General features: G+C 60.7%; 13 protein-coding genes. 12 read left to right on the top strand and 1 reads right to left on the bottom strand.

Annotated elements, in window-relative coordinates:
* Window positions 1-187 precede the first annotated feature (187 nt).
* The 4 genes from KGB14_RS13600 (at window position 188) to KGB14_RS13585 (ending at window position 3356) form a co-directional block, all read left to right on the top strand.
* Window positions 188-847, top strand: a complete 660-nt coding sequence (locus KGB14_RS13600) for a transglutaminase-like domain-containing protein (protein WP_223487336.1) — start codon at window positions 188-190, stop codon at window positions 845-847.
* 43 nt (window positions 848-890) lie between these two features.
* Window positions 891-1514, top strand: coding sequence for a glutathione S-transferase family protein (locus tag KGB14_RS13595; RefSeq protein WP_223487335.1), 624 nt, complete (start codon window positions 891-893; stop codon window positions 1512-1514).
* A 133-nt stretch (window positions 1515-1647) separates the two neighbouring features.
* Window positions 1648-2580 (top strand): ABC transporter ATP-binding protein, encoded by a 933-nt coding sequence (locus KGB14_RS13590; protein WP_223487334.1) that lies wholly within the window; start codon window positions 1648-1650, stop codon window positions 2578-2580.
* Window positions 2577-3356 carry an ABC transporter permease gene (locus KGB14_RS13585; RefSeq protein WP_223487333.1) on the top strand — a complete coding sequence of 260 codons (780 nt, stop codon included), beginning with the start codon at window positions 2577-2579 and terminating at the stop codon, window positions 3354-3356. The genes KGB14_RS13590 and KGB14_RS13585 overlap by 4 nt, the downstream gene beginning before the upstream one ends.
* A 960-nt stretch (window positions 3357-4316) precedes the next feature.
* On the opposite strand, the gene KGB14_RS13580 is transcribed toward KGB14_RS13585, so the two are convergent.
* Window positions 4317-4832 carry a DUF2062 domain-containing protein gene (locus KGB14_RS13580; RefSeq protein WP_223487332.1) on the bottom strand — a complete coding sequence of 172 codons (516 nt, stop codon included), beginning with the start codon at window positions 4830-4832 and terminating at the stop codon, window positions 4317-4319.
* A 136-nt stretch (window positions 4833-4968) separates the two neighbouring features.
* Between KGB14_RS13580 and KGB14_RS13575 the strand changes: the two genes are divergently transcribed.
* From KGB14_RS13575 to murB, 8 genes are all read left to right on the top strand, one after another.
* Complete coding sequence (locus KGB14_RS13575) at window positions 4969-7203, top strand: DNA internalization-related competence protein ComEC/Rec2 (protein WP_223487331.1); 2235 nt, start codon at window positions 4969-4971, stop codon at window positions 7201-7203.
* Window positions 7204-7300: 97 nt separating this feature from the next.
* A complete protein-coding gene (locus KGB14_RS13570; protein WP_223487330.1) occupies window positions 7301-7936 on the top strand; it encodes a MotA/TolQ/ExbB proton channel family protein in 636 nt (211 codons plus the stop codon).
* Complete coding sequence (locus tag KGB14_RS13565; protein WP_223487329.1) at window positions 7933-8361, top strand: ExbD/TolR family protein; 429 nt, start codon at window positions 7933-7935, stop codon at window positions 8359-8361. The genes KGB14_RS13570 and KGB14_RS13565 overlap by 4 nt, the downstream gene beginning before the upstream one ends.
* Window positions 8361-9371 (top strand): tetraacyldisaccharide 4'-kinase, encoded by a 1011-nt coding sequence (gene lpxK / locus KGB14_RS13560; protein ID WP_223487328.1) that lies wholly within the window; start codon window positions 8361-8363, stop codon window positions 9369-9371. The genes KGB14_RS13565 and lpxK overlap by 1 nt, the downstream gene beginning before the upstream one ends.
* 25 nt (window positions 9372-9396) lie before the next feature.
* Window positions 9397-9582 carry a Trm112 family protein gene (locus KGB14_RS13555; RefSeq protein WP_007945752.1) on the top strand — a complete coding sequence of 62 codons (186 nt, stop codon included), beginning with the start codon at window positions 9397-9399 and terminating at the stop codon, window positions 9580-9582.
* A complete protein-coding gene (gene kdsB, locus KGB14_RS13550; protein ID WP_223487327.1) occupies window positions 9579-10343 on the top strand; it encodes a 3-deoxy-manno-octulosonate cytidylyltransferase in 765 nt (254 codons plus the stop codon). The genes KGB14_RS13555 and kdsB overlap by 4 nt, the downstream gene beginning before the upstream one ends.
* A complete protein-coding gene (locus tag KGB14_RS13545; protein ID WP_223487326.1) occupies window positions 10343-10807 on the top strand; it encodes a low molecular weight protein-tyrosine-phosphatase in 465 nt (154 codons plus the stop codon). The genes kdsB and KGB14_RS13545 overlap by 1 nt, the downstream gene beginning before the upstream one ends.
* Window positions 10804-11823: a UDP-N-acetylmuramate dehydrogenase gene (gene murB / locus KGB14_RS13540; RefSeq protein ID WP_223487325.1), complete on the top strand. Its 1020-nt coding sequence runs from the start codon at window positions 10804-10806 to the stop codon at window positions 11821-11823. The genes KGB14_RS13545 and murB overlap by 4 nt, the downstream gene beginning before the upstream one ends.
* Window positions 11824-12037 lie beyond the last annotated feature (214 nt).

Genomic DNA, 12037 nt, shown 5'->3' with positions numbered 1-12037 from the left:
GTGGGTCGTCAGAGCGATGAGTCTGAGCGTGTAGGAAGCAACGGCTGAAATTCGTCAGATATTTCGATGGTGGACGGTTGAACGCTTTCGTCAACAGGTCGGCAAACGCCGATATTTGGCCGAAACGTCGTTATCTCTGTGCTGAAGCTGTCGCTAGACTCGTGGCTTCCCCCAGGAGATTGTTCCCATGCACGCATGTCTGAGCCCCGGCCGCTTCATCGACAGCGACCATCCCTCGGTGGTGGAGTTCGCCGAAAGACATCGTGGCGCCGGGCGCGATCCGCTTGAGCAGGCGATCAATCTCTATTACGCGGTGCGCGAGGCCGTGCGCTACAACCCCTACACCTTCAGCCGTGATCCAGAGACCTTGCGCGGCAGCTATGCGCTGGCGACGGGGCAGAGCTATTGCGTGCCCAAAGCCACCCTGCTGGCAGGTGCCGCCCGGCATTGCGGGATCCCGGCGCGTATCGGTCTGGCGGATGTGCGTAATCATCTGTCGACGCCGCGCCTGCTCGAACTGCTCAAGAGCGATGTGTTCGCCATGCACGGTTACACCGAGTTGTATCTGAACGAGCGTTGGGTCAAAGCCACCCCAGCCTTCAATCAACAACTCTGCGAACTGTTCAATGTCGCGCCGCTGGAGTTCGACGGGATCAACGACAGCGTGTTCCACCCCTTCAACCGTGATGGCGAGCAGCTGATGGAATATCTGATCGATCACGGCCAGTTCACCGATGTGCCTGAAGCGTTCTTTTTCGAACACCTGAAAAAGTGCTATCCGCATCTGTTCGGCGAGCAGGTGCCCCTGCAACTGGGTGACATGCAGAGTGATTTGAGTCGCGCCTGATCCGGCGTATGCTGCCTGCGCATTCATCCAAAGAGAGGCGGTCATGCTGAAGATCTGGGGTCGGAAAAATTCGTCGAATGTCAGAAAACCTTTGTGGGCCGCCGAAGAACTGGGCCTGGCCTATGAAGCCATCAATGCCGGCGGTGCCTTTGGTGTGGTCGACACGCCTGAATACCGCGCGATGAATCCCAACGGCCGCGTGCCGGTGATCGAAGACGACGGTTTTGTCCTGTGGGAATCCAACACCATTGTCCGTTACCTGATGGCTCGCCACGCCAGCGGTACGGCCTGGTATCCGACGGATTTGCAGGCCCGTGCCACGGCGGAAAAGTGGATGGACTGGGCCACCTCGAGTTTTGCCTTCCCGTTCCGCACGGTGTTCTGGGGCGTGTTGCGCACCCCGCAAGAGCAGCAGGACTGGCCGGCCATCAAGGCCGCGATCAAGGAGTGCGACGATCTGCTGTCGATGGCAGATACAGCGCTGGCGGCTAAGCCGTACCTGTCCGGCGATGAGATCGGCATGGGTGACATCCCCCTTGGCTGTTTCATTTATGCCTGGTTCGAGATGCCGATCGAGCGCGCGCCGCAGCCTCATCTCCAAGCCTGGTATGCGCGATTGAAACAGCGTCCGGCCTATCAGAAGGCGGTCATGACCGCGTTGACTTAATACTTACTATCGACACACTTGACTGTACTTGTGCGGCAGCGACAAGCACCATTGCGCTCATGTGCCGCGGTTGCATTGCTCGCCGCCCGCCCTTATTTATTCCTTTCTTCCCTTCTTGGTGCGTAAATCCGATATGAGTTCCGCTCTGTCCATCCGGCAGCTAACCAAAACCTACGGCAACGGTTTCCAGGCCTTGAGTGGTATCGATCTGGACGTCGCCGAAGGTGACTTTTTCGCCTTGCTCGGCCCTAACGGTGCCGGCAAATCCACGACCATCGGCATTCTCTCGACCCTGGTGAACAAGACCAGCGGAACGGTGAATATCTTCGGTCACGACCTGGACAAGGAACCGGCGGCGCTCAAGCGCTGCATTGGTGTGGTGCCCCAGGAATTCAACTTCAACCAGTTCGAAAAGACGTTCGACATTGTCGTGACCCAGGCCGGTTACTACGGCATCCCGGCGAAAATCGCCAAGGAACGCGCCGAGCAGTACCTGACCCAATTGGGCCTGTGGGACAAGCGCGATGTGCCGTCGCGTTCCTTGTCCGGCGGCATGAAGCGGCGGCTGATGATCGCCCGTGCGCTGGTTCACGAACCGCGCCTGTTGATCCTCGACGAACCGACGGCGGGGGTGGACATCGAATTGCGTCGCTCGATGTGGACCTTTCTCACCGAACTGAACAAGAAAGGCATCACCATCATCCTCACCACCCACTACCTGGAAGAGGCTGAGCAGTTGTGCCGCAACATCGGCATCATCGACCACGGCACCATTGTCGAGAACACCAGCATGAAACAGTTGCTCAGCCAACTGCATGTCGAAACCTTCTTGCTGGACATAAAAAATACGTTGCAAGTGGCACCGCAACTGATGGGTTACCCGACCAAACTGATCGACAGTCACACCCTGGAAGTCCAGGTCGACAAGGCCATGGGGATCACCGCGCTGTTCACTCAATTGGCGCAGCAGAACATCGAAGTGTTGAGCCTGCGTAACAAAACCAATCGCCTCGAGGAGTTGTTCGTGTCCCTGGTGGAGAAGAATCTGTCGAAGGTGGCGGTATGAGTTCCGAACTGCAACCCAACCTCGTTGCCCTCAATACCATTGTTTACCGTGAGGTCCGGCGCTTCACCCGGATCTGGCCGCAGACCCTGCTGCCGCCGGCCATCACCATGGTTCTGTACTTTGTGATCTTCGGCAATTTGATCGGTCGGCAGATCGGCGGCATGGGTGGTTTCACCTACATGGAGTACATCGTGCCGGGGCTGATCATGATGTCGGTGATCACCAACGCCTACGGCAACGTGGTATCGAGTTTCTTTGGCAGCAAATTCCAGCGTTCCATTGAAGAATTGATGGTGTCACCGGTGTCGCCGCATACGATTCTGATCGGCTACACCCTGGGCGGCGTGTTGCGCGGGTTGATGGTCGGGATCATCGTGACCTTGCTGTCGCTGTTCTTCACCAAGCTGCAGGTGCATCACCTGGGCGTGACCGTTCTGGTGGTGGTGCTGACGGCGACGATCTTCTCACTGCTGGGCTTCATCAACGCGGTATTTGCGCGCAATTTCGATGACATCTCAATCATCCCGACCTTCGTGCTGACACCGCTGACCTACCTGGGCGGGGTGTTCTACTCGATCAATTTGCTGCCACCGTTCTGGCAGACCGTGTCGCTGGCCAACCCGGTGCTGCACATGGTCAATGCCTTCCGTTACGGCATCCTCGGTGTGTCGGACATCAAGATCAGTGTGGCGATCACCTTCATGCTGGTGGCGACTGTTGTGCTGTACATCGGTTGTGCGCGGTTGTTGGTGAGTGGGCGCGGGATGCGTACCTGATCAAGACCGTGGCGCGATGTGGTTTTTGATGGTGTACATATCCATTGCTGCGGTCACGGCGGCTAATGGTTCCGCTCTTACAGCGGGTCACTTTGGAAAAGCGCCAAAGTAACCAAAGCGCTTTTGCCCCTTTCGTTCGGTGCCTCGCCCAGGCTCGGCATGCCCTCGCTCCGGTCCTGCTCCGTGGGCCCGCCGCGATCGGCCATCCATGGCCGTGCGCGGCTAACCCGGCATCCATGCCGGGTTGCCCACTGCGCAGAACCGGAACGAAGCCTCTCGAGGGGGCGGTGCGTCAACATCAAAAGCTGCAGACGAGCTAACGCTCGGCCTGTTGAGTGGTGAAAGGCAAGGCGGATGTGCTCTGATTTTTTGTGAGAGCTGGCTTGTCGGGTCGCCGCATCGCTGCGATGGCGGCCTGTCAGCCGACCAATCTTCCCCGGATGTACCCAGTCCACCTGTGGGAGCTGGCTTGCCTGCGATGGCGGCCTGTCAGCCGACCAATCTTCCCCCGGATGTACCCAGTCCAACTGTGGGAGCGAGCCTGCTCGCGAAGCTGTTGATCTTGCCGTTGCTGTTGCTGTTGCTGTTGCTTTGGCTCTTGATCTGTTGCCCCTTTCCCAGAGGCCGAACGCAGGCATTGCGCAGGGGGCACCGCGGCAGGGATGCCGCGGTAGCCGCCCCCGGCCATGGATGGCCGATGGCGGCGGGCCCCCGGAGCAATGCCGGAGTGAGGGCATGCCGAGCCTAAGCGAGGCACCGAATGGCGGGGCAAAAGCGCTTTGGTTACTTTCGCGCTTTTCGAAAGTGACTCGCTGTAAGAGCGAAACCATAGGCGGCCGTTACCGCAAAAACGGATATGTACACAACCAAAAAGCCGCCGCTACCGCAGAAACGGATATGTCCCCAATCAAACAATCGATATAGAAGAACAGCCTCCCAAGCGAAGGCCGTTCAACATTCTCACATTCGACTTTTCTTGCGCCGCGCCCACTGCCGACTCACCCACCAGCGCCAGTACATCATGGTCAGGCAATAGGCGAGGGCACCCAGCACCAGCCCCATGACCACCGAGCCAAGCAAGAACGGTTGCCACAGGCTCGAGAGTTCGCCGCTGATCCATGCCCAGGTCAACTCATCCGGCAGGCTGCGGGCGGGGACGTCCATCAGCCAGGCGCCAGTCTGGTAAGTGCAGAAGAACACCGCGGGCATGGTGATGGGGTTGGTCAGCCAGACCAGGCTGACCGCAATAGGCAGGTTGCCGCGCACCCCGATAGCGAGGATGGCCGCCAACAGCATCTGCAACGGAATAGGCAGGAACGCCGCGAACAGACCGACCGCCATCGCCCGCGCAACGGAGTGACGGTTGAGGTGCCAGAGGTTCGGGTCATGCAGCAGGGTGCCAAGAAAGCGTAAGGATTTGTGTTCCCTGATGCTGCTCGGGTCGGGCATGTAACGTTTGAATAAGCGCCGGGGCATAAGGCTTCTCGGTCGGTTAAGGCGGCAAGTATGTCTGGATTCTACGAACCGCCCATTCAGACTTTGTGACAATTGATAACGACATACGTGCGGCTGGCCGGCTAAGCCTAGGGGAGGGACTCTCAAGGACGGGCTTATGCGCACAGGGATGATGGCGCTGGCGTTGGGTCTGCTGGCCCTGCGTTTTTTACCGGTTTTGCCGCCGACCGGGTTGTGGTTGTTGTTGCCGATAGCGGGTTTGATGTTGCTGCCGTTTCGGACGTTTCCCTTGGCATTTTTGCTATTCGGTTTCAGTTGGGCGTGCGCGAATGCACAGTGGGCACTGAGTGATCGCCTGCCGCGCAATCTCGATGGCGAGACTCGCTGGCTCGAAGGTCGTGTGACCGGGTTGCCGCAGCAGGCCGAGGGCGTGGTGCGTTTTGAACTGACCGACAGTCAGTCGCGTCGCACCAGACTGCCTCGGCACCTGCGCCTGGCCTGGTATGGCGGGCCGCCCGTCAACAGCGGCGAGCATTGGCGGCTGGCCGTCAAATTGAAGCGTCCTTCAGGGCTGCTCAACCCGCATGCATTCGATTACGACGCCTGGTTGCTCGCCCGGCGTATCGGCGCCACCGGGACGGTCAAGGATGGCCAGCGGCTGAGGGAGGCGCAGTGGGCCTGGCGCGATGGCATCCGTCAGCGTTTGCAGGCCGTGGACGCCCAGGGGCGAACGGGGGCGCTGACGGCGTTGGTGCTGGGGGATGGCGCCGGGCTGCGTCGTGAGGACTGGCAGGTGCTGCAAGATACTGGCACCGTGCATCTGTTGGTAATTTCCGGGCAACACATCGGTTTGCTGGCGGGGCTGGTGTATCTGCTGATCGCCGGGTTGGCACGATATGGCCTGTGGCCGAGGCGCTTGTCGTGGCTGCCATGGGCCTGCGGACTGGCCTTCGCGGCGGCGCTCGGTTATGGACTGCTGGCCGGCTTCGAAGTGCCGGTGCGACGGGCCTGCCTGATGATTGGTCTGGTGCTGTTGTGGCGGCTGCGATTTCGTCACCTCGGCGCGTGGTGGCCGCTGTTGCTGGCGCTTGACGGTGTGTTGCTGCTGGACCCGCTGGCGAGCCTGCAACCGGGGTTCTGGCTGTCCTTTGTGGCGGTCGCGGTGCTGATTTTTACGTTTGGCGGGCGATTGGGTCCGTGGCGCTGGTGGCAAACCTGGACCCGCGCCCAATGGCTGATCGCGATCGGTCTGTGCCCGCTGCTGTTGGTGTTGGGGTTGCCGATCAGTCTCAGCGGGCCAGTGGCTAATTTACTGGCGGTGCCGTGGATCAGTCTGGTAGTCCTGCCGCCAGCCTTGCTCGGGACGCTGTTGCTGCCCGTTCCTTATGTGGGCGAAGGGTTGCTGTGGTTGGCCGGTGGTCTGATCGACCTTTTGTTCAAGGGGTTGGTATTGATAGCCGGGCAACTACCCGCATGGGTGCCAGTGGCGGTTCCTTTATGGATATGGGCGCTTGGCGCGCTGGGGGCGTTTCTTCTGTTACTGCCGCGAGGCGTGCCGTTGCGCCCGTTGGGCTGGCCGATGTTGCTGTTGCTGGTTTTTGCGCCCCGGCACACATTGCCTGAAGGCATCGCCGAGGTCTGGCAGCTGGATGTCGGCCAGGGATTGGCAATCCTGGTGCGCACCCGCCAGCACACTCTGCTGTATGACGCCGGGCCACGGTTCGGCGATATCGACCTGGGTGAGCGGGTAGTGTTGCCGACATTGCGCAAACTGGGCGTGAACGGGCTCGATCTGATGCTGATCAGCCACGCCGATGCCGATCATGCCGGCGGTGCGCGGGCAATTGCCGGCGCGATTCCTGTGATGCGCGTACTGAGCGGCGATCCCCAGGCCCTGCCAGACGAGCTGCACGCCGAGGGCTGCGAGAGCGGTCAGCAGTGGAGCTGGGACGGTGTAAGGTTCCAACTCTGGCAGTGGTCATCGGCCAGCGATAGCAATCAGAAATCCTGCGTGCTGCAGATCGAAGCCAATGGCGAGCGGTTGCTGCTGACCGGCGACATTGATGCCGCAGCCGAGCGAGCGTTGCTCGACAGTCCATTGGCGGTGCCGACGGATTGGTTGCAGGCCCCGCACCACGGCAGTCGCAGTTCCTCTTCGATGGCGTTGCTCGGCGCATTGCAACCCAGCGCGGTGCTGATTTCCCGTGGCAACGGCAATTCTTTCGGCCACCCCCATCCCACGGTCGTGGCGCGGTATCAAAAACGCGGCATGGAGATTTACGACAGCGCCGAGCAAGGTGCCATTCGTCTGCAACTGGGGCGTTTCAGACCGCCGTGGACGATGCTTCAAGAACGGCGCTTCTGGCGCGATCTGCCACCATCCAGCCAGTAACCCGAGTTATTGAAGCCCGACCGGATGCGACATCGCGGTCTTCGGTGCGTCCACCCCCTATGTTAGAGTGACGCACTTTTTCGAGGGGACTGTCACTGTGTGGGAATTGGTCAAATCCGGCGGCTGGATGATGCTGCCGATCATTCTGAGTTCCATCGCGGCCATGGCGATCGTCGCCGAGCGTCTCTGGACCCTGCGTGCCAGCCGTGTGACCCCGGAGTATTTGCTCGGGCAGGTCTGGGTCTGGATCAAGGACAAACAACTCAATAAAGACAAACTCAAGGAACTGCGCGCCAACTCTCCGTTGGGCGAGATCCTGGCCGCCGGTCTGGCCAACTCCAGGCATGGCCGCGAGATCATGAAAGAGTGCATCGAAGAGGCTGCAGCGCGGGTGATTCACGAGCTCGAGCGCTACATCAATGCGCTGGGCACCATTGCCGCCATGGCCCCGTTGCTGGGGTTGCTGGGTACCGTGCTGGGCATGATCGATATTTTCAGTGCGTTCATGGGCTCGGGCATGGGCACCAACGCCTCAGTGCTGGCCGGGGGCATTTCCAAGGCGCTGATCACCACCGCCGCAGGCCTGATGGTCGGTATTCCGGCGGTGTTCTTCCACCGCTTCCTGCAACGCCGGATCGATGAACTGGTGGTGGGCATGGAGCAGGAAGCGATCAAACTGGTCGAGGTGGTGCAGGGCGACCGCGACGTGGATCTGGCTGAGGGCAAAGCGTGAAATTCCGTCGTAAACCACGGGAAACGATAGACATCAACCTCGCGTCGTTGATCGACGTGGTGTTTATCCTGCTGCTGTTTTTCGTTGTGACCACCACCTTCACCCGTGAAACCCAATTGCGTGTCGACCTGCCGGAAGCAGTCAGCGGCTCTCCGGCGGAAGACCAGCAGCTCAAGCAGCTGGACATCGCCATCAGCGCCGAAGGGGCGTATTCGGTCAACAACCAGTTGTTGCCCAAGAACGACCTGACCAGCCTGATGGAAGCACTGCAGAAAGAATCCAATGGCGACACCAATTTGCCATTGTCCATCAGCGCCGATGGCAAAACTCCCCATCAGTCCGTCATCACTGCGATGGACGCCGCCGGCAAGCTCGGTTTCAGCCACTTGCGCATGACCACTGTCGAGGCGGCGCCGGCGTCCTGATGGCCATGTCCGATCGATTGCTCGCCGCGTGGTACGAAGGTCATCCGGCGTTGAAGCTGTTGCAGCCGCTTGAATGGCTGTATCGGCGCGTGGTTACCGGCAAGCGCAAGCGCTTTTTGGCCGGCGAGGGCGAGATCTACCAGCCGCCGGTGCCGCTGATCGTGGTCGGCAACATCACGGTGGGCGGCACCGGCAAGACGCCGCTGATTCTGTGGATGATCCAGCATTGCCAGCGCAACGGTCTGCGGGTCGGCGTGGTCAGCCGTGGTTACGGCGCCAAACCGCCGCAGTTACCGTGGCGGGTCGAGGCGGATCAAAGCGCGGACGTGGCGGGCGATGAACCATTGTTGATCGTCCAGCGTACCGGCGTGCCGCTGATGATCGACCCGGACCGCAGCAGCGCAGTCAAAGCCTTGCTGGCAAGTGAGCCGCTGGACCTGATCCTCTCCGACGATGGCATGCAACATTATCGGCTGGCCCGGGACCTGGAACTGGTGCTGATCGATGCCGCCCGGGGCCTGGGCAACCAGCGTTGCCTGCCGGCCGGGCCGTTGCGCGAGCCGATCGAGCGTCTGCAAAGCGTCGATGCGGTGCTTTACAACGGTGCCACGGCCGATCGCGGCGACGGTTTTGCCTTCCAGCTGCAACCCACGGCACTGGTCAACCTGCACAGCGGCGAACGACGGCCCCTCGACCATTTTCCCGCTGACCAGGCGCTGCATGCCGTGGCCGGGATCGGCAATCCCCAGCGTTTCTTCACGACCCTCGAAACGCTACACTGGCGGCCAGTGCCCCATGCATTTGCCGATCACGCCGAGTACAGCGTGCAGGCCTTGAATTTCACACCGTCATTGCCAGTGGTGATGACGGAAAAAGACGCGGTGAAGTGCCGTGCCTTCGCCGTCGCCGATTGGTGGTACCTGGCGGTCGATGCTGTGCCATCGCCGGCCTTCGTGGCCTGGTTCGATACGCAGCTGACACGCCTGTTGCCGGCTCGTCTTTTGCCTTAACTCCGTTTTTATCCAGGGAATGCTCATGGACACCAAATTGCTCGACATCCTCGCTTGCCCGGTCTGCAAAGGCCCGCTCAAGCTCAGCGCCGACAAAACCGAGCTGATCAGCAAGGGCGCCGGCCTGGCGTACCCGATTCGCGACGGCATCCCGGTGATGCTCGAAACCGAAGCGCGCACCCTGACCACCGACGAGCGTCTGGATAAATGACCACAGCCTTTACCGTCGTCATTCCATCGCGTTATGCCTCCACCCGTCTGCCGGGCAAACCCCTGCTGCTGATCGCCGGCAAGCCGATGATCCAGCATGTCTGGGAACAGGCGAGCAAAAGCAGCGCCCAGCGCGTGGTCGTGGCCACCGACGATGCGCGTATCGTCGAGGCCTGCCAAGGTTTTGGTGCCGAAGTGGTGCTGACTCGCGAAGACCACAACTCCGGCACCGACCGTCTGGCTGAAGTCGCGGCAAAACTGGGCCTGGCCCCGGACGCCATCGTGGTCAACGTTCAGGGCGACGAACCGTTGATCCCGCCGAGCGTGATCGATCAGGTTGCCGCCAACCTGGCTGCCCACACCGAAGCGCGCATGGCCACCCTGGCCGAGCCGATCGAAGACGTGGAAACCCTGTTCAACCCCAATGTGGTCAAGGTGGTCAGTGACCTCAATGGCCTGGCGCTGACGTTCAGTCGTGCCACTTTGCCGTGGGCACGCGATGCGTTCGCCAAAAGCCGCGAGCAATTACCGGAAGGCGTGCCGTATCGTCGCCACATTGGTATCTATGCCTATCGCGCCGGTTTCCTGCAGGACTTCGTCACCTGGGGTCCGTGCTGGCTGGAAAATACCGAGTCTCTGGAACAACTGCGGGCACTTTGGCACGGCGTGCGGATTCACGTCGCCGATGCGCTGATCGCACCGCCTACCGGTGTCGACACCGTCGAAGACCTCGAGCGCGTCCGTCGCTTGCTGGAGGCCTGATGCGGGTTCTGTTCGTCTGCCTGGGCAACATCTGCCGTTCCCCCACGGCCGAAGGGGTGCTGCGGCACAAGTTGCGCGAAGCGGGGTTGGCCGATCAAATCGAAGTCGCCTCCGCCGGTACCGGTGACTGGCACGTCGGCAAGGCCCCGGACCAACGAAGCCAGGCGGCGGCGAAACGACGCGGCTACGACCTGTCCGCCCAGCGCGCCCAGCAAGTGAGCCGCGCCGATTTCGCCACCTACGACTTGATTCTGGCGATGGACAACAGCAACCTGCGCCACCTCAAGGCCCTGCAACCGGTCAAGGGCAAGGCCGAGCTGGACCTGTTCCTGCGTCGCTACCAGTCGGAAATCGATGAAGTGCCGGATCCTTATCACGACAGCGAACAGGGCTTCGAATTGGTACTGGACCTGATCGAGCGCGCCAGCGATCTGCTGGTCATCGAATTGAAGGGCCGGTTATGAGTTTGCAGGTACATCCGCTGGTATCGCTCAAGCCGTTCAACAGCTTTGGCGTGGACGTTCAGGCACGGCTGTTTGCCGAGGCTCACAGCGATGCCGACGTTCGCGAAGCCCTGATTTATGCAGCGGAACATGCTGTGCCGTTGCTGGTGATCGGGGGGGGCAGCAATCTGCTGCTGACCGCTGATGTGCAGGCGCTGGTGCTGCGCATGGCCACCCGCGGGATTCGTGTACTGAGCGATGACGGCAATCAGGTGGTGATCGAAGCCGAGGCGGGCGAGCCGTGGCATCCGTTTGTGCAACATACGCTGGCGCAAGGGTTGTCGGGGCTGGAAAACCTCAGCCTGATTCCCGGCACTGTGGGCGCGGCGCCGATGCAGAATATCGGCGCTTACGGCGTCGAGATAAAAGACGTGTTTGCCGGCCTCACCGCCCTTGATCGCCAGACCGGCGAGTTGCGGGACTTCACGCTGGCCGAGTGCAACTTCGCCTACCGCGACAGCCTGTTCAAACAGGAGCCGGGGCGGTGGTTGATCCTGCGGGTGCGTTTCACCCTTGATCGCACCGCGCACCTGCACCTGGAATACGGTCCGGTTCGTCAGCGCCTGACCTCGCTGGGCATCGATCACCCGACGCCCACCGATGTCAGCCAGGCCATTTGCAGCATTCGCAACGAAAAACTCCCGGACCCGGCGGTGCTCGGCAATGCCGGCAGTTTCTTCAAGAACCCCTTGGTGTCGGCGACATTGGTGGCGCAACTCAAGGAGCAATACCCGGAGTTGGTGGCTTACGCGCAACCCGACGGGCAAATGAAGCTGGCGGCGGGCTGGCTGATCGAGCGGGCCGGCTGGAAAGGCTTTCGCGACGGTGATGCCGGTGTACACAAATTACAGGCGCTGGTGCTGGTCAACTACGGTACCGCAACGGGCCTGCAATTGCTGAACCTGGCGCAGCGCATCCAGAAAGACATTTCAGAGCGCTTCAAGGTCGACCTGGAAATGGAACCCAACCGGTATTGAGGCTACGCTTTCAGGCTGATCCCAAAGCCCTGCACATCTTCAAATGTGCAGGGCTTTTTTGTTAATGCTGGGTTAACTTAGCTACCTAACGATGCAAGCATTTGCTCCACCAAAGGCCCGGTGCAGACGTCGCGTCCGCATAAGAGAGCCCATTAGCCTGAGTCGATCTGCGTGAAGGAACCCACGCGGCAGATTGCTCGACCCCATAACCTCT

Origin of the sequence: Pseudomonas sp. A-RE-19, assembly GCF_019956555.1 — a bacterium.
Lineage (GTDB): Bacteria > Pseudomonadota > Gammaproteobacteria > Pseudomonadales > Pseudomonadaceae > Aquipseudomonas.
Note: the sequence above shows the minus strand (reverse complement) of the source record. Positions and strands in the feature narration are given on the sequence as shown.